Source organism: Halobaculum magnesiiphilum, from assembly GCF_019823105.1.
Lineage (GTDB): Archaea > Halobacteriota > Halobacteria > Halobacteriales > Haloferacaceae > Halobaculum > Halobaculum magnesiiphilum.
Map to the genome: position 1 here is coordinate 2,281,291 of NZ_CP081958.1, position 22,111 is coordinate 2,303,401.

A 22,111-nucleotide genomic window follows, 5' to 3' on the forward strand; every position below is an offset into this window, starting at 1 on the left:
CCGATACAGCGTATAGTGCGATACGAAATCGGGGTCGTGGTGTTGCGAAGATGGGGGATAATGCACAGGTTCAGCGGAGACTGTTCATCCGCCAGAGGTTTCTCGTGCAGTTCCATTCACGGGTGAAATCTTGGTTTCTCTCAGAACACAAAAAAGAATTTAGTCGTCATTGCGGCCGTGTTAAGTTAGGAATGAGGCGGTCGTTGGTTCGGGTGATCTATGACCGAATTCGACCGCCTCAGCGGAGATATCGAGTGGATCGACTTGGAGTTTGTGGAGCGAGAGCGGACACCCGAGCAGATCATTGAAGTCGGTATTCAACTCCATCTCGCGGGTCTATCACTTTCGAATACCAAACAGTATCTTGAGAGGTTGGGTGTCGAACGGAGTCGTACCGCGATTCATAACTGGGTACAGAAGGCAGATCTACAGCCGGCTGGCGACGGAGCTCCGAATCAGATCGCAGTCGACGAGACAGTGATTCGGATCAACAACGAACGACACTGGCTGTACGCTGCCGTCGATCCCGAAACGAACGAATTCCTCCATGTTAGGCTGTTTCAGACGAGAACCACGCAACTCACCGTGCTGTTCCTTCGTGAACTCCGCGAGAAACAGCAGATCGAGCAAACGACTTTTCTCGTCGATGGAGCGCACTATCTCAAAGCCGCGCTGGAGCGGCTCGGACTCCGATTTCAAATATCTCGCCACGGAAATCGGAATGCTGTCGAACGTGTCTTTCGTGAGGTAAAACGCAGAACCTCTTCGTTTTCAAATACGTTCAGCAACGTGGAGCCACCGACGGCAGAATCGTGGCTCCAAGCCTTCGCCGTCTGGTGGAATCGATGCTAAAGTTAACACGACGCGTCATTGCAGATGGTCTCTCGGAGCTCATCGTCGAGGGCGTGGTAGTTCTGTTTTAATATCTCCATATCTTCCTCACTCTGTTTGATCTTGTAGCGGCAATGGGAATTGGCGCGATACTGAAATTCTCAGATACGCCGACTCCATTACGTAGAATCCCTATTACACTCCATGAGGAGAGACCGAGACAGCGGTTAATTGGAGGTATACTACGGAGCGAAAAGGTCGAACCTCTCTGACTCTTGGTAGAAAGGTCGTGACCGATACAGAGGGTGTATGCAGCACCAACCTGTGGTGTGCTACTCGTTCAGATTTCTCGGGTGTGGGTGACGGTTAAGAAGACACAATCCTTGGTACCAATCGAACACTAACACGCAACAACCCATCTCCTATATAAATCTGAGACAGACCGGGGAACCTAGCTCCGTCACCTCTCCGATTCGGTCGAACGTTCCTGCTTCTGAGTCGAACCCGAACGGCACGATATTGTCGCTGTGCTGATGACAGACGAACACGCGTTCGCCGCCAGGGTGAATCGCAAAGTTGCGAGGCCACTCCCCATCCGTCGATCTGACGGCCGTCCGCGAGACGTTCAGTGGCGATTCCCGCGTCGCGAACAACGCGAAGGAGTTGTGTCCCCTGTTCGTGGCGAGCACATACTCGCCGTCAGGATGGACGTGAACGTCGGCGGCGATGGTCCCACTCGGATCAACGTCGTCCGGGAGCGTCGAATGGGTCTCCGCGATCACAGGGGACCGGGGGTCGGTTAGGTCAAGGATTGCGAGAGTCGCATCAAGTTCGTTCAGAAGGTAGCCGGCGGGTTTGTTCGGGTGGACCGCGAGGTGACGCGGTCCGGCACCCGGCTTGCAGTCGATCGTCGCGTCCCTGAGCGGGCGGAGCCGCTCCGCGCGACGGTCCAGCTCGTAGACGACGACCTGGTCGGTGCCGAGGTCGGGGACGTATAAGAGGGTGTCCGTAACGAACCACGCCGAGTGTGGATGCGGGGCCGCCTGTCGGTCCTCGTTCGGCCCAGACCCCTCGTGTTCCTGTCTGTCCAACGGGCCATCAAGTGCACCGTCAGTAGTCACGGATAGCAGCGTCACGGAGCCACCCGCGTAGTGAGAGACGACGGCGTACTCCCCACACGGGTCAAGCGCGACGTGGCATGGCCTGGCATCCCCAGTCTCCGTCACGTCGAGGCGGTCGAGCGAGCCGTCGTCCTCGTCGACGCGATAGCTGACTGCCGATCCGTTCTCCCGCTCGTTCACGGCGACGAAGAACCGCTCCGTAGGGTGGATGTCCAGGAACGATGGGTCTTCCTCCCACGCAGTATCACACAGTGTGATCGATACATCGTCAACGCGGTACGTCGAAAGCCCATCGCCTCCGTCCCGTGTGTACGAGCCGACGACGGCGAACGCCGATTCGTTCATCGGACGCTAGAGGTTCCGCCAGCTCTGTTCGGGCTCCCAATCGAGTAGCTCCTTCGCCTTCGAAAGGTCTACGATCGCCTCGTGGCCGGGGAGTGGTTCCCGCACGTCGGCCTCAGGGTAGAACGTATCGACGACCTCGGCGGTCATCGCGTCGGCCGTGGTGTCGCCCGCGACTGCCCAGAACACCTCGTGACCGTCGTAGTCCGCCTCGATCGCCTTCCGGGCGATCGACGCCGCATCTGCGATCGTGAGATAGGAGAAATACACCTCTCGACCCGTTGCCGGATGTACGTCGTGGAGTGCGTCGAGTGACCGGTCGGGTTCGACGAAGTACTCGTGCATCTCCGCATCGTTGGTCACCCACGGGTACCGTAGCGAAGAGATGGTGAGGTCGGTCGACGGCCGTCGGCCGAAGCCGTCCGCGGTGACCTCCATCGCGTGTTTGGCGATTCCGTAGGGATCGCCGGGCGTGCGCGGGTGGGCCTCGTCGAGTGGAATGTACCGAACGTCCGCCGGACGCTCTTGATGCTCGCTTCCCATGGCGTTGATGCTGGAAGCCAGACAGACCGACTCTAGCCCGAGCGCGTCGGCCGCCTCAAGGACGTGCGCGGCCGACATGACGTTGCTCTCGTACACCCTGAAATCGGGGTTGCCATAGGGGTTTGGGATAGTTCCCATGTGGATGACGGCGTCCACGTCCGTCTTCGCGAACGCGCCGTACGTCTCGCCAGCGTCGAGTAGGTCCGTCGTTACGTACTTGTCGGAGACCTCCTCGTGCCGTTTCCCGCGCGAGACGTTCACCGTCTCGTAGCCGTGCTCCCCGAGGTGTTCGAGGATTGCCGAGCCGATCTTCCCGTTGCCTCCTGTGACCGCTATCGTGTCGAGTGTCATAGGTTGTGTCAATCGTATTGATGGTGGTTGTTGACGCCGCGCTACTCCAGCAGCCCCTTGATGTACCCGATCGCGAACAGCCGACCCATGTCGGTGTACCCCGCCATCGCGTCGTCGCGGTCCTGTTCGCCGACCATCCGCGGGACGTGATCCGGGCGGATCGGCCCTTCGAAGCCGACCTCCCGGTACGCCTCGATGGCGGCTTTCATGTCGGTCGGCCCCTCGTCGTGCCACGTCTCGACGAAGTTCCGTTCGTCGCCCTCGACGTCGCGGAAGTGGACGAAGTGGATCCGGTCGCCGAACTCGCGGATCGCCTCGATCGTGTCGGCGCCCATCGCGGAGAAGTTCCCCTGACAGAAAGTGACACCGTGGTGCGGGCTGTCGTGGAGATCGAGGATCCGCCGGTAGTCCTCGACGGATTGGACGATTCGCGGGATGCCGCGGACGGGTGACGTTGGTGGGTCGTCGGGGTGTAACGCGAGGTTCACGCCGTACTCCTCGGCGACGGGGACCACCTCGTCAAGGAAGTACTGCAGGTTCTCCCAGAGGTCGTCTTCCGTAATTCCGGCGGCTTCGTGGGCAGGGGCACGCTCCATCCACTCGTGGTCGTAGCCGATGCGCTGGGAGTTGCCGCGCCCCGGCACCGAGTCGGAGGTGCGGATGACGCCGAGCGGGTTCTCGGTCCACACCCAGCAGTACGTGTCAATTCCGAGTCGGCCCATGTTCTCGATAAGGGTTTTGACGGTCTCGATCTCCTCGTCGCGGCCCTCGTTCCCGAGGACGGTCTCCTCCATCGGCGGGCGATCTTCGACGACATCCAGCGAGAGGCCGTGGTCCTCGAATCGAGTCACCGTGCGCTGGAGCGTGTCGTACTCCCACCAGTCGTCGACGCCCCAGAAGCGCACGACGGCAGTGTCGATGCCGAGTTGCTTGGCGATGGTCCACCGCCGATCCGGCTTCGGCGGGAGCATTACGGTCGGGTCCATGTCGTATCGGTCAGTCATTTGTGTTTGTGGTCGTGGAATGTCAGTCGTCGGGCTGTGGGTCGTGCGCGGAGCGCCAGCACTCGTAGAACGCGCTGACAGGGTGGTAGTCGGGCTCAACGCCCGGTGGGTCGGGGGCGATGAGGTCGCCGCCGTCATTGGCCAGGAGGCGCTTCTCGTACCAGAGGCCAGCAGGCCCTCGGTAGCTGTCGGTACACGCGAGGAACCGGTGGTTCAATTCCTGAAGGTGGTCGACCGTGTGGAGGTCACCGTATTCGGCGGCCCGCTCGGCGAGCGCTGCGGACGCACCGATGGCCTCCGCCAGTGCCCAACCGTACTGGTCGGACACGATTGGCCTCCCGTACTTCTCGTGGGTATACACGAAGCCGGTCCCCGTCCAGCCGTTGTCGACGGCAGTCTCGAACAACTCTAGCGCACGGGCGTACCAGCCGCCATCGGGCACGTACTCGTCGTTCTCCCCTGCGTCGGTCCCCTCGTCGTATCGGTCGAGCAGCGCGAGGAACTTCGCCCACTCGACGTGGTGGCCGGGCTGGTACCCCGGCGGCCGGAACTGGTGACGGGGTTCGTCCTCGTTGTACCCGAAGTCGTGGTCCCAGTCGTCGGTGTAGTGTTCCCACAGCAGTCCGTCGGTCTCCCTAGCAAGAGCGATCGTAATTGTATACGCGATGTGCCGGGCACGGTCGAGGTACCTCGTTTCTCCCGTGGCTTCGTAGGCGGCGAGGTAGGCCTCGCAGGCGTGCATGTTCGCGTTCTGGCCGCGGTATTCCTCCTGCTCGGTCCAGTCAGGGGCGCAGTCGCTCCGGACCATCCCGGCACCGTCGCGGAAGCGATCCTCGAGCAGCTCGTGGGTCGCCACGAGATCGTCCTCGGCGCCGTCAATATCGGCTGCTGTCGCACGTGCGAACGCGAGGAGGACGAAGGCATGCCCGTACGCCGATCGAGTCCGGTTGAGTGGCTCGCCATCTTTGCCGACAACGAGGTGGTAGCCATCCCCGTCGTCGGTGCGGTGCGCCTGTCGGAGAAACGCGAGCCCGTGTTCGGCAGCGTCGAGACACCAATCCGGGCCGTCGGCGACCGCACCGATCGCGAAGTTCGCGATCGACCGACACGTTGCCACGAGATGTCGCCGATGGTCGGTGTACGGATCTCCGGAGACCGGATGCAATAGCCGGAAGCCGCGTTCTGCGAGTGCGTCCGGATACTGCACACGGAGCGTCGCGAGTAGCCGGCCACGATTCGCGTTCGAAGGAGAGTTAATCATCTCAAATTATTATAATTGGCTGGGACTCGCGCCTGCGTTCTGTGACATTTCGATTTCCAGATTCCGTGATTCCTTGATCAGTAGGACATGCAATGAAGCCGTAACTCCGGCGAACAGGAGAACGAACGCGACCGTCAGCAAAACGGTCAACGCGAGTAGCGCCGTTGTGAGGAGCGCGGTGGCGAGCGCGGCTGTTGGGTGTGTGCTCACCCAGCGGACCCCCCGCCGTATCGCCGTCACGGGCATTGTTCCGGAGGCCATCTCGTCGAACGTAGGGATCAGCACCAGACCGACGTAGAGGGCGATGTAGCCGCTGACCAGAGCAACTACTTCACCGAACAGTGCCCCCTGTTCGAGTGCTTGCACCCCATACATGGTCGCGATGGCGGTGAAAGCGACGGGGACACCGCTGAACACAGCGCTTGCGACGCCGTTCTGCCGGAGGATCGCAATGATTCGTGACCAATCGATCGTGTTTCGGTCAGACCGGAGATCCTGCACAGCGACGTACACCGCCAACGTCGAAGGTCCGACCGTGATTATCGGGAGCGAGCAAACTACCCAGAGGATGCTCAGGACGGCCAGCCGAAGTCCGTTCCCGTACACGAATCGGGGGAGCTGCGAGAGCGCCCTCGTGAATGCCAGTCGATTAGATTCGTTCGTCATGGATTATCCCGTTCCAGCCTGCATCTGGACGCTGGAAATGAGCTTGTCCTGGAACAGCAGGAAGACGATGAACAGCGGCAGCGAAGCCAGCGCCAGCGAGGTCATGATTACGTTCGGGGCCAGTGCGTTCACCGACCGAAGCGTAACGACACCGATCGGGAGCGTGTACAACTGGTCGTTATTGAGCACGATTAGCGGCCACAGGAACTGGTTCCAGCTCCAGATGAAGACGAACAGACCGAGTGCCGTCAGGATCGGCGTCGACAGCGGCATAATGATCTGGGCGTAGATTCTGAACGGGGAGAACCCGTCGAGGCGGGCTGCCTCCTCCAGTTCCTTCGGGATGTCCCTGAAGAACTGAACGAGTAGGAACACACCCAGTGGACCCGCCGCAAACGGCAGGATGATAGCCCAGTAAGAGTTGACCATCCCCAGGTTGTTGACCACGGTGAACAGGGGAATGATGTTGACGTACCCTGGAATCATGAAGCTCGCCAGAATAACCCCCAGTACGACGCTACGCCCAGGCCACTTGAGCCGCGTGAGCGAGAACGCGATCATCGAGTCGACCACGAGCACTAGGAACGTCGTGATGCTGGCGATCAGGAACGTGTTGAACGCCCACTGGTAGATGATCGGTTCCTGGACGAGGAAGCGTTCCCAATAGGCGAACGTCACGTCCGACGGGATCAAGAAGAACTCGCCACTGGCGACGAGCCCTGCGGGCGTCACCGACAGCTGGAACATCCGCCAGAAGGGGATGAAGAAGGCGATCGCTATCCCGTACATCACGACGTACAGGGCAATCCGTGACAGCCGCTCTCGTCCGATGCGATCGACGAACCGATTTGATGCGCTTGAATTACTCATTGTTCGTCCCCACGATGTAGTAGTTGAGTGCCGAGACCACGACCAGAATCGCCAGCAGCGTGTACCCAACAGCCGAACCGAACCCTAGCTGTCGCGTCTCGAACCCGAGTTGGTAGAGGTAGTAGACGAGCGTCTGCGTCTCCCCGCTCGGTCCGCCCCTCGTCATCACGAAGGGCTGGCCGAACACCTGGAACTGGAAGATCGTCGAGGCGATGACGACGAACAACAGTCCGTTTTTCATGTGCGGGAGTGTAATATCGCGGAACATCCGCCACGGACCTGCACCGTCGAGTCGTGCTGCCTCGTACAGGCGCTCCGGGACGTTCTGTCGGGACGCCAGCAGGATGGCGAAGTAGAATCCTGTCTGCCACCACACGGTCGTGATGACGAGCGAGGGCATCGCCCAGAGATTCGAATTCAGCGGACTCCCCTCGATCAAGGAACCCAAGAGAAAGGTCCCGATACCTCCCTCCGCGAACATCTGTACCCAGATAAGTCCGACAACCGACACTGTCAGCACGTACGGGCTGAAGTAGAGGAACTGGAGGAGACGGTCTCCGACCAGTTCCTTGTTCAATCCGAGTGCGAGCACGAGGCTCAGTCCGACGATCAACGGGACGGTCATCGCAACGAACTCGAGGGTGTTCCAGAGGGCGTTCCAGAAGACTGGGTCGGAGAGCAGACGGGCGTAGTTTCCCACGCCGACGAACGTGGACTCCGACGGCCTGAGGAAGTTCCACTCGAAGAGGCTCATGTACAGCCCTTTCGCCAATGGGTACAACATAAACACCGCAAACAGGGTGAGGTACGGCGACGCGAACAGGAGCCCGATGATGAGCTCTCGCGTCGACCGCTCGGAGATGAACCGATTGAAGAACCCCGACGAAGTGTTGGCCGTGGCCGTGTCTACGTTTTCAGCCATGGAATCACGCGTCGTCTAACGCCGATTGGAGCGAGTTCGCAGCCTGCGTGAGTGCCTCGTCGACACTCATGTTTTGGAGGTACATCTCGTACAGCGGCTTCCAGTACCGGTTGCTGTTGAGATGAATCGGCGTCATCGGCTGGTACTCGATCTGGTTGTTCGTGACCATCTCGTGCATCCGCGAGATACTCTTGAACTCCGTCCAGAGCTTCGTGTTCTTCACTTCGCTCGATGTAGCAACTGACTTCGCGGCGGGGAGGTGCCCTCCGGCAGACGCCCAGAGCGTGTGATTCTGCGTGATGTATTCGGCGAACTCGACGGCGGCCTGCTTCTCGGTTTCATTGTGGCTGTCGTTGACCGGGAAGTACAGCGAGTTGCTCTCGGCCCATGCGACGTCCTCGCCGGAACCGGGGAACATGAAGGGTTTGTGGAACTCGAACGAGAGGTCCTCAGGGACTTCCCCGTTCTCGTTCTCGAAGTTGTTGATCCCCCACGTTCCCTCGACGACCATACCGAGGTCACCGTTGACGAAGTCGTTGATTCGACCCAATCCGCTCCTGAACTCCGTTTTGTCCCAGCCGTGCTCGCCGACGACGGACGACATCAATTGAGCTGCTTCCTTCCCGGGACCTTGGTCGAAGACGACGTCGTAGTTACCCGGTTCTCCCTCGATGATGTTACCGCCTGCCTGGGTGAGTGCGATGATGTACGCACGGAGCGCACTCTGGCCTGCCTGACCATTGAGCATCGAGAACGCTCGCGAGTCCGTTTCTTCCACGATCGTGTTACACGCGTCGGAAAACGACTGCCAGTCCGCGAAGTCGGGGTCGACTCCCGCTTCCTCCATGACGGCGTCGTTCGTGTAGAGTCCCTTCCCGTGGATGTCGAGCGGGAGCGCGTAGGTCTGCCCGTCGACTTGGAGGTTGTCCCACGCCGATTGGAAGTACTTGTTCTTCGCGCCGTTGGAGAGGTAGTCGTCGATGGGGTGACAGATCTGCTGGAGGTGACGACCGTAGGAGCCGTAGTAGCTCGCAACGTGAGGCGCGTTTCCGGAGCTGACAGACGTGAATAGCTTGGTCAGGAACTCCTCGAACGGGACGCTCTGTTTGTTGACGGTGATCCCGTTGTCTAGAGCGTTGAAGTCCTCGACAAGCGAGGTCATCTCTTCGTTCTCCTGCGCCCCGAAGTACATCCAGTAATCGAGCTGAATCGAATCGGAACTACCACCGCTGCTGCCGTCACCGCCACCGCCGGTGAGGCCAGAACAGCCAGCGAGCCCACTGGCCAGAAGCGCGCCGCCAGTACCGAGCGCGGCACGCCGAGTGATCTGTTTGCTGTTCGAATCGTCAGTCGCGTGATTCTGGTTCGTCATTGGTGTGTTCGAGGTTGTATCTGGTTCGTTAGTTGTTGAGCGGTACTGCGGGATTGCTCGGTGTGGTGTACTGTTCGCTCATGATTCGGCTGTAGCCGACGAGCTGCTGGGGTTTCGGACGCGCTCACCGACGAGAAGGTTCTCGCCCGTCTGTCGGTCGAACAGGTGGACGTGGTCCTCGGGAAGAGACAGCCCGACCGTCGTCCCAGGCTCGAAGCGAGTGCTTCCGTCGACTCGGACGGTCCACTCGGTCTCGTGCTTCGAGAGGTAGAGGTAGTTATCACTCCCCTCGTGTTCGAGGACGTCGAGTTCGGCTGTGATCGATTCTGACTCGTCGACCCGAACGTGTTCTGGACGAATTCCGAGAACGAACTCGTCAGTCGTCGCGCGGGCACGACATCTCGAGACGAGGTCTTTCGACGGCTGATAGTCGAAGTCGTCGGCCACGAACCGCCCGTCTTCCAGTTCGACATCGAAGAAGTTCATCGACGGTGATCCGATGAAGTCCGCGACGAACTGGTTCGCTGGTTCAGCATACACGGTTTCGGGTGTGCCGACCTGCTGTATCGTTCCGTCGTCGAGGATCACAATTCGGTCCGACATGGTCATCGCCTCCGTCTGGTCGTGGGTAACATAGACCGACGTCGTCTCAAGGTCGTCCTGAATCCGCTGGAGCTCCGTTCGCATGTGGAGTCGCAGTTTCGCGTCTAGGTTCGACAGCGGTTCGTCGAACAGGAACACCTCTGGCTTCCGGACGATGGCGCGACCGGTGGCGACGCGCTGTTGTTGCCCTCCGGAGAGGCTGTTTGGTTTCTTGTCGAGGAGATCTTCGATGCCCATCATCTCAGCGGTCTCCTCGACACGGGACTGAATCTTCTCGTCCGAGAGATCAGTGGTCAGTCGAAGTCCGTACGACATGTTCTTCCTAACGCTCATGTGGGGATAGAGCGCGTACTCCTGGAACACCATCGCCACACCCCGGTTCTGTGGTGCGACGTTGGTCACGACCTGGTCACCGATGCGCAGTGTCCCGTCAGTGATGTCCTCTAGCCCGGCTATCATCCTGAGTAGCGTCGACTTGCCGGATCCGGAGGGTCCGACGATAGTGAGGAACTCTCCGTCCCGAACGTCGAGGCTAACGCCATCGACTGCCACTATCGTCCCCGAATCACCGCCGTACTCCTTTCGTATGTTATCGATTGTTATGCTTCCCATCAAGAACACAACTAGACGCCACCGACTTCAATCTTTCTCACAACTGTGGTGAATATTGTTTAGTCCTGGTGAGAAGTTATCGATCCCAGAAAGGGTCCATCGAGAATGACTCGACGATGCTACTCGTATGCGGAGCCCATTTCCCAGACGTCGAGCGAGTTGACCATCACATCGTTATAGGTCGAATAGAGGTCGACGCCGAGACTGTCTGACCGAGTGGGATAGATACGGCTCGTGAGGCACTGAGCGTCGTTCGCGAACAGCTCGATAACTGACCGGTCGAGGAACACGCGTAAGGTGAAGGTTCCGTCTTCCGCCAGCCGGATCGGCATCGACTGAGCAGAGTTGTCCACGTTCGAACTCAGACTGGACTGGCTCCTGTCGACCCGGACTTCCCGTTCCGGAATGTCGCAGGTAACGACCGTTCGCTCCTCACCTTCCGGCGACTGTCTAAGTATCAACCCGAACTCCTCTACGTCCGCCGCGTCGAGCGTGAGTGAGAGTTCCAACGCATCACCCGAGACGCCATCGAGGTAGCCTGACTCTCCGGGAACGACCTGTACGTCCTCGAAGTGATGGTGCGTTTCGCGGAGCTCAGCCACACTGTCTGCTACATTGATTTGCTGACGTTGATCCTTGGTCATGGAAATTTCTCGTGGAAGTGACATGTGTCCGGACCACCCAGCCTCCCACTGGCTCTCTGCGTTCCTCTCCTCTCGTACCCAGCCGAACATGATCGTCTTGCCGTCGTCCGTCTTCATCGACTGAGGTGCGTAGAATGCACCGTGGTCGAGCAGGGAGCGGCGGTCCGGTTCGAAGTGTAACTCGTCCTGGTCGTACGCTCCAGTGATAGCGACAACGTTAGTGTAGTCAGAGATGTGGAGGAGGGCACCGTCGTCGAAGCGGAGGAGTTCGGGACACTCCCATATGGGCCCGGTCTCTCGCCAGTCACCAACGAGAAGGGGGTGGCAGTACTCCCAGTCACGGAGGTTCTCCGACCGGAACAGCAGAGCGGTTCCGCCCTCTCGTTCGATTCCGGAGCCGATTATCTGGTACCAAACACCGTCGACTCTGTGGAGCGCGTGATCGCGGAACTCAATGTCCCAGTGAACGGTAGAGAGGAGGTCGAGCGAGTCCGGTGGTGTTTCGATCACTGGATTCGCCGGGTCTTTGCGCCAAGTCGTCAGGTCGTCGTCGGCGGCGGTTGCGAGACATGGGAGTTGCGTCCGCCCGCTCCCGCCCGTGTACATGATACGAGGCGTCCCGTCGTCATCGACGAGCGCGCCGGACCAACATCCGTGTTCGTCGGGACCGCCCGGCGTCGGCGTCAACGCGAGCGGCTTGTCTTCCCAGTGTACCAAGTCGTCACTGACTGCGTGACCCCAGTGTATCGTCCCGTGGAACGGGCCCGATGGGTTGTACTGGTAGAACAAGTGGTAGCTTCCGTTCCAGTGGACGAGTCCGTTCGGGTCGTTGAGCCAGTTCGCCGGTGGTGAGAAGTGATACTTCGGGCGGTGAAGCCGGTCCGGAACCGCGCGGCGCATTGCCTCTAATTCTTCACGACCCTTCGGTCGACCCATCGTCGGTGGAGTCCGCTCGTTCCCGTTCAGATAGGAGCAGATGTTCCGCAGAAGGCGGGTTCGAGTCTCCAGGTGCCTGTCGCTTTCAGTCGTCGACGAAAACCCGTGTCCGACACCAATCACACGACCATTGCCGAATTCCCAGTGGAGGAGGGATTTTTTCGAGGGATATCTGGATGACTCGACCGTCGCAGCCAATACATCTCCCTCCTTCGGTGTCTTATCCTCGTAGTGAACTGAGAGTGTTTCCTCCGACGTGACTGTCCGAACTTCGAAGTCATCGATCCCCTCGAACACAGGATGCGTCTCGTAGAGCTTTCTCACGAGGAAACCACTCGAATCCGGCGTTCGACGTTCGACCCAGTCGGGTTCGTGCGTCTCGACACCGAGCGACGTTGCGGCAGTAACCGCACCATGAGTCAACAATAATCCGCCACCTGATTCGACGAACGAACGAATCTTCTTGCAAGCCGTGTTCGACGCCTCAACGGGAGCCTCGCTGTGCCACCACAGAACGTCGTAATTGTCGATATTCGAGTCAGTTAGGTCCGATAGGGCGACCACGTCCGCTTCGGATGCCAGAGCAGACCACTCGATCGACTCTGGCACTTGCTTGCGCCCTTCTGGGACGATGCACGCAACCCTGTACGTAGGGTGAGTCGCTGACATCGAGGTCTCCTCCTCCTGCTCAATATTCATCACTACAGTGGTTACATTAGTAGGACTTATGGTTGTTGGTCGTATTGGGTCTGCCGAAGCGAGAAACGAGTCTCCGAAATAGGTGGAGATGCAATGTACAACATACACCCGCTAATTCATGTCTGAACCAGACACCGCAAAGTTAGCCGTTCTGAAAGAAACCCTTCGAGAGCACGTCGGGTTGTCGAAGTACGAGGCAGATGTCTATCTGGCGCTCGTCCGCGGTGGGGCCCAGACAATGACCGAGATCTCAAAGGCGAGTGATGTTCCAAAGCAGCGGGTGTACGATACTGTCGATGACCTACGTGACGAGGGATTTGTCGAGATAATCGACGACTATCCACAGAAGGCGTACGCAGTGGACCCGATTGAGGCGTTCTCTGACATCCAAACGCAGCTCAAACAGGCCGAGGAGTACCTTGATGAGATGCATGAGACGGTCGAGAACGTCGAGAGTGGAGTTGCCCTGTTCAAGGACGATCGAACCATCGAGAAGTACGTTAGAGAACTCATCGCGAGCGCGAAGCAGGATATACTAGTCCTCTGCCCTCGTTCCAAACTGGGACGCATCGTCGACCACTTGGACGAGTGTGAGGACCAGCAGGTACGGCTCATCGTGTCTGATCTCGCTCCAGAGTTGGCAGATGTGGAGTTCGACCTCGACGAGAAGGTCCCCGAGGCGGTCGACACGATTCGAGGAACAACGACAACGGAGCATTTCGCTCTCTCGGTCGACCGTGAACGAGGTCTTTACTGGTCGAGCGCGTCGACGGGTCAGTCGACGGACGACGATCGGGGCTTCTATATCACAAATCCGCAACTCGTACTGGTACTCGACCGATTCATCTCCGAATCGGTGTGGCCTCTCTCCCGACCACTCCGCTCTCGAATTCCCACGCTTCCACAGCAGTATCTTCGCATCCGCGACTGCCTCTCTGACCTATCCGATCTCACGAACGCTCGACCGCTCGACAGTATTACAGTCGAATTCGAAGGGTACGACACGAGGACCGGCGAGGAGGTACAGGAAACAGGAACTCTTAGCAGGTTCTATTACGCGGAGTACGACCGTCGTGCGTCGATCACCCTCAACGTCGGAGATCGCGAAGACGAGGCAGAGTCCCCCCTTGTAACGGTCGGCGGAATCGGAAGTCGGACCGAGGATTTCGCCGCGGACACGATCACAGTTCGAGAGACGGTTGAGCGAACGAGTGACTCATTAAATCAAGAGACTCGTGAGCATCTCCGCACCTGTCGAGAGGAACTCCCCGGTCAGTTCGGAACCAAATCAGTCGTGACAGGGTTCGACGCATTCGTCGACCGAATGCGGGACGTCATCGACGAGTGGACGAACGGGTATCACCAGCAAACTGAGTTCGAGAAATTCAAACAGTCTCTCTTTGAGTTCGACGCGAGTGAGCGGACACCTCGTATCGAATGGGCCCAGACGAGCACGGAACCAGGGGGGCATGTCGCTCACTCGGGTCAGACGTTCGCGGGTCTCGGCTACGATGTGACACTCATTGGACCACTTGGAACGCCAATAGCTTCGGAGTTTAGACGCGCGTTCCGTAATCAGACACTCGTCAGTACCGGTCAAACGACGTACACGGACTACTTGCGGTTCAAAGATCAAAAACTGCTCTTCACCGAGCCGAACACGGACCGAATCTCGTGGGACAATCTTCTCGACGAGGTCGGCCTTACGGAGCTCGCGGAGCACATTGATGGGTCCGCGCTTCTCACGTTAGGAACTGCGTTCTCGACGACGAAACTGCCCTCGATCTTTCGGGGCATTCGTGAAGAGTTGTGGCCGACGCTCTCCTCACCGCCCAAGCACGTTCAGGTCACTACCGACGCGATCCACCGGTTCGCACCGTCACTGGTTCGTGAGGGATACTCGGAACTCGACCAGTTGGACGACACGGTACCGGTCACGCTCAACGCCAATCGAAGTCAGACACGACGGTTCCGAGACGTATTCGATGAGTCTCCCGGAACGTACTCAACTTCCACGGTACAGCGAGTTCGTGACCACCTAGGTGTAACAAGATACATTATGCACACGAATCAGGGTGGAATGATGGCGACGGAAGATGGCGTGCTCAGTGCCCAGGCACCGAGAGTTGTCAAGCCACGGCAGGTACGTAATGTCGATGACCACTTCAGCAGCGGAGTCTCGCTTGCACTTGCCGAAGGAATGTCCGATGGTGCCGTCCTTATCATGGGTAATTGTATCAGTCGATACTTTATGCAGCATAAGGAGGCTCCCGGCCGTGAGGAGCTTCGGTCGTTCATTAGTGAGTATCAGACATTTTTCGAGGGGTGACCCGATGACATCGGCTTAGTAGACTCCGAAATATCTGTATCGCCTAAACCGCGCAATCTGAGACGGCCCGTTTAAAATGTGCATTAACACATATTCTTCGATTCTGCTTCTGCGTCTGCTCCCTGATGACATCTTGTCATTTTGTGAAAATAACCGGACAGCGCGATAACTCAGACCACACATACAAGTCCCGACAACTGGCGGGTTCGCATCGTTCACCGAGTACTGAGGCTGAGCTCACTCGCGTCCGGTGCGTGCTGACTTTGCGCTGTTCATGCAGCACGCTCGCATAATTATCTACTGAAACTGGCAGCTTCTCCGACAATCAGTCTGCAGACCCAAGAATCGATTTAGCCGTTTACAGTTTCGGGAGTGTCCCTGAGTAAAGACTCCTCTCTTGCAACGCCTGTCACTCTGGAGGTTTATATACAATGCCGTGTATTTTTGAATAGTGACAGCACGCGCTGGACAGCTCCCGACGGGGTCACGGTGGGAGCACCTCGGGCCACCAGAGCGTCTCGACAGCGCGGGCTACGAATCTACGCCCAGAGACTACGACGTAGACGGCCTCTTCGCTACAAACAATGGCGATCTTGTCGAAGCCCACTCCTTCGATATGACCTACCGGGAGATGGTTGATGGGGCCCTCCAGACCTATCCCCGCGAACAACAACTCCGCTACGACCGCGACGTCTCTCTGGAGGATCTCGTCGCCGAGGTCCCCGCCTGCTACCTCCGCTTCTACGACACCTACGACCACGAACAGGGCCGCCCCAAACCTTGGAGCGCCGTCTTTCGAGCGCACGTCCTCCGGTGCGTCAAGGGATGGAAGAACGCGACGGCGCTCTGGCGCTACCTCAAGCAGAAGCCGTTCCTCTGCACACAGCTCGGTTTCGAGGATATCCCCAACCAGTCTACTCTCTGGCGGGCCTGGGAATACCGTCTTGAAGCCGTCCACGACGCGGTCCGGGATGCTGCCGAAATCATTGTCGACATCGCTCGATACCACGACATCCCAGCGCCCGAGCCCGAGTTCCTTCCCGATCAACCGACAGAGACGGTCACGACTTCGAAGAGCAAGGACACCCTCGCCCGCGAGAAAGCGCGTGAGGTCTGGAAGGGCGCGAAGCCTATCGTTGGTGACTGCTTCAACCTTGACCGCGCTGAGAATGCCTCGATCCCGGAAGGCGCGTTTTGGGAACAACAGGCCTACCTCGGGATGCGGTCGGATATGCACCCCCACGACGGTGCCGGAATCTTCGCCGAGGAATCGACCCGGCGGAAGACGCCATCGGGCGACTCCCATCGGCTACAGACGAAGACGCTCGGCGTCGAGCGCATCCGAACGATGCTCCGAGAAACGGGCCGGACGCTCGTTGCGCAGGCGAAGTCGAAGGACAAGATGGGACGCAAACAGATGGCGGCTATCGACATCACGAAAGGCCACCCGTGGAGCGGCCACGTTGAACGCGATAGCAGCGGCCAGAATCAGGAGCCGTGGATTCTCGGGTACAAGGGTGACGACGGGCCGTTCTTCCAATGGGCGGTCATCAAACTCGTCGGCCACGATGTCCCGTTGATTCTCGATGCCGTCCCGGTTGTTCGTGGGCGGAAGCGGGCGGATATCGTGGACGACCTCCTTGACGGCGCGACCGGCATTGTTCCCGAACTCAACTTGGTGATGATGGACCGTGAGTTCGCACTTGACGGCGTGAAAGACGCTTGTGAGGATCACGATGTCCATTACCTGAACCCCGGCGTCGTGCGGTCCAGTAGCGTTCATGAGCATCAGATCGCCAAGCTCGCCAGCGCGGACAAAGACTTCGACGTGGTCGAGCAAGAACGACTGGACGACAGGCCGACTCGAAAGGCGGTCTACCTCCCGAAACGCGAGTGGGAACGTGAAGAGGAAGACGACGATGGAACGGACGTGACGATTCGCCAGGAACTCATCGAGGACTTCGAGGAGGTCGGCGACGCCACGCCGCTCTCAGATAGCCGCGACGGGGACTCGCCGCTGAGCAATCTCCTCGATGAGGTTGCCGACGAGGAGGAAATCGAGGAACCGGCGCGTGTTGACGCGCCAACAGTGCCCTTCGAGACGAATCTTCCGTGGGTAGACATCGAGCCCGCCGGCGAGCGGGAAATGAAACACCAGGTCGGGCGGCTGATGGCTCGGTATACGCAGCGCTGGGGCATCGAGAACGGCTTCAAGAAGCTGAAAACGTTTCTCGCGGAGACGCAGTCGCCTGACCATCGATTCCGTTACTTTAATTTCGCGTTCGCCTGCGTGCTGTACAACTGCTGGCGACTCGTAGATATCCTCGTACAGCTAGAGATGAATGGCGAGGTCGGGGACAAGCCGGCAATCACAGCGAACTCGTTTCTGACGTTCGCCAAGAAGAGCTACGGTCTCGACCCGCCCGACTAATCCCCTCATTTCCTCTGGGCGTGATCGGTCGTAAGCGGCAGCGCCGTTCCGAACCCCGATTTCTCCGACATTTTGTGATAATATTTAGACAAGTTTCTTAGAGGTCCGATCCCAGCGGGCCTTAGACACTTCTTTCAGTACATAGGAGAGTGAAACCTGTGCATCATAGAGGTATCTTCGCAACATCAGGGGGTCGGTCGCTCAGTCGGAGGTCGCGACCGCGTCCTCCTCGGCCTCGATGCTGCCCACCTCGGGCGCGGAGTCGTCTCCGCGGGCCTCCAGCAGCTTCCCGACGACGACGGTCGCGGCGTAGATGGCGACGGCGACGAGGACGATGACGCCCCCGGCGGTCGCCTCGCCGTAGTAGGAGAGGCCGATGCCGAGCAGGACCGCCAGTTCGGCGAGCACCACGGAGATCAGCAGCGACCCGGTGAAGCTACGCGACACCTGCGAGGCGCCCGCGACGGGAACGACGAGCATCGCGGCGACGAGGATGACGCCCATGATCTGCATCGCGCCGACGACGACCAGCGCGGTGAGCATCACCATCACGCGGTTGTACCAGGCGACTGGGATGCCCGACACCTCGGCGGCCGTCTCGTCGAAGGTGACGTACAGCAGTTGGTTGCGCGTGAGCGCGACCGTGGCGACGATGATCCCGAACAGCACCAGCAGGATCGCGGCGTTCTCCGCGGAGACCGTCGAGAGGTTCCCGAAGAGGTACTGGTTGATGCCGACGGCGAGCCCGCCGGCGTTGAGGCTGATCAGCACCGTCCCGAGCGCGAACCCGGTCGAGAGGACGATCGCCATCGAGACGTCGTTGTACGCGTCGGTCACCTCCGAGATCACCTCGATCAGCAGCGCGGCGATCACCGCGACGACCACGGCGGTGAGGTACGGCGAGACGCCGACGCTGAACACGCCGTTGAGGAACAGGCCGACGGCGACGCCGGCGAAGGCGGTGTGGGCGAGCGCGTCGCCGATGAGCGCCAGCTGGCGGTGGACGAGGAAGGTCCCGATGAGTGGCGCCATCACGCCGATACACAGCCCGACGAGGATCGCGCGGTGCATGAACCCGTACTGGAGCAGCCCGACCCCCGTGGCGTCGCCGAGCGCGCCCAGCAGGAGCGACCACAGGTCGAGGAGGGTGTAGATGGGCGCGAGCACGGGATCGAGCGGGCTCCCCTCGGACTGGAGGATCGGCGCCGCGAGCGCGGAGACGGTGCCGGTCGAGAGTGCGGCGGTCACCGTCATCGGTCACCCCCGCCGTCACCGCCGAGGCCGACGGCGGTACCGAACGCCCGCGCGAGCGCGTCGCTCTCGACGAACTCGTCGGTCGGGCCGTCGAAGTACACCTCGCGGTTCAAACAGACCACGCGCTCGGCGTGGTCGACGACGGCGCCGAGGTCGTGCTCGATGAGGAGCACGGTGATCCCGTCGCCGTTGAGCGCCTCTAGGAGGTCGTAGAACGCCTCGACCGACTCGGCGTCGACCCCGACGGTCGGCTCGTCGAGCACGAGCAGGTCGGCCTCGCTCGCGAGCGCGCGGGCGATGAAGGCGCGCTGGCGCTGCCCCCCGGAGAGCTTCGTGATCCGGCGGTCGGCGAAGTCGCTCATCCCGACGGTCGCGAGCGCCTCGTCGACGATCCGCCAGTCGTCGGCCGACAGCAGGCCGAAGCCGACGTGCGGGAACCGACCCATCTTCACCACCTCGCGGACGGTGATCGGCATCTCCTTGGCCGCGCTGGCGTGCTGGGAGACGTAGCCGACGCGCTCGCCGTCGTCGAAGCGGCGGGCCGGCTCGCCGAACAGGCGCGTCTCGCCCACGTCGGGGCGCAGCAGGCCGAGCATGAGCTTCATCAGCGTCGACTTGCCCGAGCCGTTCGGGCCGACGACGGCGACGTACTCGCCCGCGGCGATGTCGAGGCTCACGTCCTCGACGACCGGCGTCGCCGTGTAGCCGAACGTCACGTCCGACAGGGAGATCACGTCGTCGTCAGTCGGCCGAGCCGCCCCGTTGTCCGCGGGATCGGTGGCGGTCGTGGACTCGGCCGTCGCGTCGGCGCGGCTCATTCGAAGTTCCTCCACTCGTCGTTCCACCCGTCGTAGCCGGCATCCTCGGGCGCCGTGTTGCCGAGGACGACCTCGAAGGTGGGCATGTTGATGTTGTACGCGATCTCCTCGTACCCCCAGTCGTTTTCGACCCAGTCCTCGCGCACGCCCGCGTACGGGGTCACCGGGTAGTACGCCTCCACGTCGGTCTCGGCGATCAGCTGTTTCGCGGGCCGGCGCGTCTCGAAGACCCCGGCGCCGATGTAGCGGATGTCGTTCTCGTCGATAACGCGCTTGGCCTCGATGATGTCCGACGGCTTCACGTCGCCGCTGGCGGCGAGGTTGACGACGAGCGGGCGCATCTGCACCCCGTAGCGGTCGGCGATGTACTGGAAGGCGTTGTGCGCGGCCAGCTGGACCACGTCGCGTTCGGCGGCCTCGAAGATCTTCTCGTAGTCGGCGTCGATCCGGTCCAGTACCTCAGTCTTGTACGTCTCGGCGTTGTCGCGGAGGGCGTCCCCGTGCTCGGGCGCGAGTTCGACGAGCCCCTCGGTGATGTTGTCGACGGCGATCTTCGCGCGCCGCGGGTCGAGCCAGAAGTGCGGGTCCCGCCCACGGCCCTCGCCGACGCCCTCCTCGTCGCGGTCGAGGGTGTCCGCGAGGGGAACGAGCTCGACGCCCTCGCGGACGTTGATCAGCTGCGTGTCCACGTCGTCGTCCTTCAACGTCTGGATGGCGCGGTCGGCCCACGGCTGGAAGTCCTCCCCGACGTGGATGAACGCGTCTGCGTCGATGATGTCGCGCGTGACGCTCGCGTCCGGCTCCCACCCGTGGCCGTGCAGGCCGGTCGGGACGAGGTTCCGTACCGTGATCGGGGTGTCCGCGGCGATCTCCCGGGCGAAATCGTAGAAGCTGAAGAAGGAGGCGACCGCGACCGGGCCGTCGCTCCCGTCGTCGCCACCGGACCCGCCGCTGTCGGCGTCGTCGCTTCCGTCGTTCGTACCGCTCCCCACTGCACTGCCCAGACAGCCGGCGAGCCCCGCCGCGGCGAGGCCGCCCCCGCCCGCGAGGAACCGCCGCCTGGTCGTTCCCGGCGAACCCGCCGGGTCACGTGTGTCGGTCATACTCACCTGTACGAGGGTGAGCGAATGTTATAGTTGTTGCGACCGAAGACAAAGATTAGACTAGTCTAATCCAATGGCGGTCGTGGTGGTGATCGCGACGAGTTGCCCGTATACGGTACCGAGAGCGGCGGCCGGTTCCGAGAGGCGCCCGGGGCCGGGGACCGCCCACGCGGATCGGGAAGGGGTTCATCGGGCCGATACGGGAAGGGGCTCATCGGGCCGGTGCGGGAGGGAAGGCTCTACCGGTCGAACTGGCGTTTGCGCGTCCTACGCGCGGCCGGATCCGTGGGATAGATTGATATGCATCCTGTGAAAACGGGGCGGGTATGAGCAAGATAACCTTCCGCGCCGATGCGGACCTCGTCGACCGCCTCGAGGGCCTCGAGGGGTCGAAAAGCGAGGTCATGCGGGAGGCGCTCCGCGAGTACCTCGACGCCGCAGAGGAGCGGAGCGACGCCGAAACGCGAGAGCCGGTCGGAGGCGACGCCGGGACCGCCGGGTCGCTCGACGACGCGCTCGCGGCCCGCGTCGACGAGCTGGTCACGGCCCGACTCGACGAGGTGTTCGGGGGGCGGCGCCACGACAGTGGGTTCTCCCATGGCGGCGCGCGCCCGTTCGGCGTCCCGGGGGCGGCCGCCGACCGCGTCCCGTCGGTCAACCTCACGGTGAACGTCGACGGCGCCGACACCGCAGTCGAGTCGTCCGCGGACGAGGTCCGGCCCGTGGACAACCCACAGCCCGCGGACGCCGACCGGACCGCGGGCGGGGAGTCGCGCTCGGCGGGTTCGGTCGCCGGCGCGTCGGATACGGGCGAACGAAGCTGCGCGCAGTGTGGCGAGGGGGTGTCCGCCGAGCACGTATACTGCCCGAACTGCGGGGAAAAGGCGACCCGGCGCCTGTTCTGCGAGTGCGGCGACGAGCTCCGCTCCGACTGGGGGTTTTGCCCGGGATGTGGGCGTCGAACCCCGGCGGCCGACGTGCTCGACAGGACGTAAGACACATCGCCGGGTCGACCACGTCGGTCCTTCGGCGTAAGACATCGTGGCCGTATCGGTCATACAACCGCCGACATCTTTATATACAAACGGTATATTGGTAGTGGTGCGTAAGACGACCTGTCTTACAGGGGCGTCGGAGCGGGGAAACTCCGGCCGCCGATGTGAGGGTACGCGTGTGCGTGCCGTCGTCTTACCGGGGGAATGAACCAATGGAGCGTGTGACACTACGAATCCCGAAACAGCAGATCGAGGAGGTCGAACAGATGGTCGAGACGGGGGAGTTCCCGAATCGCAGCGAAGCGATTCGGTCCGCCGTCCGCGACATGCTCAACGAACAGGCCGACACGTCCGGCGAGCGCACGCGCGGCGAGCGCAGTAAGCGCAGCTGGGCCAAGGTGTAA

18 protein-coding genes are annotated in these 22,111 nt (G+C 60.8%); 5 read left to right on the forward strand and 13 right to left on the reverse strand.

The window, feature by feature from the left end; all coding sequences use genetic code 11:
• The first annotated feature begins 219 nt into the window (after positions 1 to 219).
• Positions 220 to 852 (forward strand): IS6 family transposase, encoded by a 633-nt coding sequence (locus K6T50_RS11600; RefSeq protein ID WP_222606404.1) that lies wholly within the window; start codon positions 220 to 222, stop codon positions 850 to 852.
• 401 nt (positions 853 to 1,253) lie between these two features.
• Here K6T50_RS11600 and K6T50_RS11605 read toward each other — a convergent pair whose 3' ends face one another.
• The 10 genes from K6T50_RS11605 to K6T50_RS11650 all read right to left on the reverse strand — a co-directional run bounded on the left by K6T50_RS11605 (position 1,254) and on the right by K6T50_RS11650 (position 12,777).
• Positions 1,254 to 2,297: a lactonase family protein gene (locus tag K6T50_RS11605; RefSeq protein ID WP_222606750.1), complete on the reverse strand. Its 1,044-nt coding sequence runs from the start codon at positions 2,295 to 2,297 to the stop codon at positions 1,254 to 1,256.
• Between the two features lie 6 nt (positions 2,298 to 2,303).
• Positions 2,304 to 3,188, reverse strand: a complete 885-nt coding sequence (locus K6T50_RS11610) for an NAD-dependent epimerase/dehydratase family protein (protein WP_222606751.1) — start codon at positions 3,186 to 3,188, stop codon at positions 2,304 to 2,306.
• Between the two features lie 41 nt (positions 3,189 to 3,229).
• Complete coding sequence (locus K6T50_RS11615) at positions 3,230 to 4,174, reverse strand: mannonate dehydratase (RefSeq protein WP_345778660.1); 945 nt, start codon at positions 4,172 to 4,174, stop codon at positions 3,230 to 3,232.
• Between the two features lie 40 nt (positions 4,175 to 4,214).
• The gene (locus K6T50_RS11620; protein ID WP_222606752.1) at positions 4,215 to 5,453 is read right to left on the reverse strand and encodes an AGE family epimerase/isomerase; all 1,239 of its coding nucleotides are present in this window, start codon (positions 5,451 to 5,453) and stop codon (positions 4,215 to 4,217) included.
• A 9-nt stretch (positions 5,454 to 5,462) separates the two neighbouring features.
• A complete protein-coding gene (locus K6T50_RS11625) occupies positions 5,463 to 6,119 on the reverse strand; it encodes a YesL family protein (RefSeq protein WP_222606753.1) in 657 nt (218 codons plus the stop codon).
• 3 nt (positions 6,120 to 6,122) lie between these two features.
• Positions 6,123 to 6,989 carry a carbohydrate ABC transporter permease gene (locus K6T50_RS11630; protein ID WP_222606754.1) on the reverse strand — a complete coding sequence of 289 codons (867 nt, stop codon included), beginning with the start codon at positions 6,987 to 6,989 and terminating at the stop codon, positions 6,123 to 6,125.
• On the reverse strand, positions 6,982 to 7,911 hold the full coding sequence (locus tag K6T50_RS11635; RefSeq protein WP_222606755.1) for a carbohydrate ABC transporter permease: 930 nt from the start codon (positions 7,909 to 7,911) through the stop codon (positions 6,982 to 6,984). The genes K6T50_RS11630 and K6T50_RS11635 overlap by 8 nt, the downstream gene beginning before the upstream one ends.
• Before the next feature lie 4 nt (positions 7,912 to 7,915).
• Positions 7,916 to 9,283 (reverse strand): extracellular solute-binding protein, encoded by a 1,368-nt coding sequence (locus tag K6T50_RS11640; protein WP_222606756.1) that lies wholly within the window; start codon positions 9,281 to 9,283, stop codon positions 7,916 to 7,918.
• A 78-nt stretch (positions 9,284 to 9,361) separates the two neighbouring features.
• Positions 9,362 to 10,498: an ABC transporter ATP-binding protein gene (locus K6T50_RS11645; protein ID WP_222606757.1), complete on the reverse strand. Its 1,137-nt coding sequence runs from the start codon at positions 10,496 to 10,498 to the stop codon at positions 9,362 to 9,364.
• Positions 10,499 to 10,617: 119 nt separating this feature from the next.
• Positions 10,618 to 12,777 (reverse strand): GH32 C-terminal domain-containing protein, encoded by a 2,160-nt coding sequence (locus K6T50_RS11650; RefSeq protein WP_222606758.1) that lies wholly within the window; start codon positions 12,775 to 12,777, stop codon positions 10,618 to 10,620.
• A 118-nt stretch (positions 12,778 to 12,895) separates the two neighbouring features.
• Here K6T50_RS11650 and K6T50_RS11655 point away from each other — a divergent pair, with 118 nt between their 5' ends.
• Together K6T50_RS11655 and K6T50_RS11660 are read left to right on the forward strand one after the other, a co-directional pair.
• Positions 12,896 to 15,106 (forward strand): TrmB family transcriptional regulator, encoded by a 2,211-nt coding sequence (locus K6T50_RS11655; protein WP_222606759.1) that lies wholly within the window; start codon positions 12,896 to 12,898, stop codon positions 15,104 to 15,106.
• 616 nt (positions 15,107 to 15,722) lie between these two features.
• Positions 15,723 to 17,537 carry a transposase gene (locus K6T50_RS11660; protein ID WP_222608910.1) on the forward strand — a complete coding sequence of 605 codons (1,815 nt, stop codon included), beginning with the start codon at positions 15,723 to 15,725 and terminating at the stop codon, positions 17,535 to 17,537.
• Positions 17,538 to 17,738: 201 nt separating this feature from the next.
• Here the strand turns inward: K6T50_RS11660 and K6T50_RS11665 are convergent, their stop codons facing one another.
• The 3 genes from K6T50_RS11665 to K6T50_RS11675 are packed head-to-tail and all read right to left on the reverse strand — an operon-like array spanning position 17,739 to position 20,712.
• Entirely contained in the window at positions 17,739 to 18,791 is a 1,053-nt protein-coding gene (locus K6T50_RS11665; protein ID WP_222606760.1) for a metal ABC transporter permease, read from the reverse strand.
• A complete protein-coding gene (locus tag K6T50_RS11670; RefSeq protein ID WP_222606761.1) occupies positions 18,788 to 19,609 on the reverse strand; it encodes a metal ABC transporter ATP-binding protein in 822 nt (273 codons plus the stop codon). The genes K6T50_RS11665 and K6T50_RS11670 overlap by 4 nt, the downstream gene beginning before the upstream one ends.
• Positions 19,606 to 20,712: a metal ABC transporter substrate-binding protein gene (locus tag K6T50_RS11675; protein ID WP_222606762.1), complete on the reverse strand. Its 1,107-nt coding sequence runs from the start codon at positions 20,710 to 20,712 to the stop codon at positions 19,606 to 19,608. Before K6T50_RS11675 ends, K6T50_RS11670 begins: the two co-directional genes overlap by 4 nt.
• A 326-nt stretch (positions 20,713 to 21,038) precedes the next feature.
• Between K6T50_RS11675 and K6T50_RS11680 the strand changes: the two genes are divergently transcribed.
• Both K6T50_RS11680 and K6T50_RS11685 read left to right on the forward strand, forming a co-directional pair.
• A complete protein-coding gene (locus tag K6T50_RS11680; protein ID WP_222606763.1) occupies positions 21,039 to 21,707 on the forward strand; it encodes a CopG family transcriptional regulator in 669 nt (222 codons plus the stop codon).
• A gap of 212 nt (positions 21,708 to 21,919) precedes the next feature.
• Positions 21,920 to 22,111 carry a ribbon-helix-helix domain-containing protein gene (locus K6T50_RS11685; protein ID WP_073306558.1) on the forward strand — a complete coding sequence of 64 codons (192 nt, stop codon included), beginning with the start codon at positions 21,920 to 21,922 and terminating at the stop codon, positions 22,109 to 22,111.